The following is a 421-nucleotide window of genomic DNA, read 5'->3' as shown; positions in this document are numbered from 1 at the left end:
ACCAAGCACAACTACCTGGTCACCGACCCGGCCGAGATCCCCCGGGTGATCGCCGAGGCCTTCCACATCGCCGCCACCGGCCGCCCCGGCCCGGTCCTGGTCGACATCGCCAAGGACGCCCTGCAGGAGCGGGCCCCGTTCCACTGGCCCGACGTCACGTCCCTGCCGGGATTCCGGCAGGTCGCCAAGCCGCACGCCAAGCAGATCCGGGAGGCCGCGAAGCTGCTGGTGAACGCCAGGCGCCCGGTGCTGTACGTCGGCGGCGGCGTGCTGAAGGCCAACGCCGGAGCCGAACTGCGGATCCTGGCCGAGCTGACCGGCGCCCCCGTCATCACCACCCTGATGGCCATCGGCGTCTTCCCCGACAGCCACCCCCAGCACCTGGGCATGCCCGGCATGCACGGCTCCGTCCCCGCCGTCA

The 421-nt window shown here is 72.2% G+C and carries 1 pseudogene; it reads left to right on the top strand.

The annotated features are described in order from the left end of the window. Nucleotides 1–421 (top strand): annotated as a pseudogene (locus QSK52_RS39195) (thiamine pyrophosphate-binding protein); the annotation flags it as partial.

This window comes from Kitasatospora phosalacinea, from assembly GCF_030268885.1.
GTDB lineage: Bacteria > Actinomycetota > Actinomycetes > Streptomycetales > Streptomycetaceae > Kitasatospora > Kitasatospora phosalacinea_C.
Note: the sequence above shows the minus strand (reverse complement) of the source record. Positions and strands in the feature narration are given on the sequence as shown.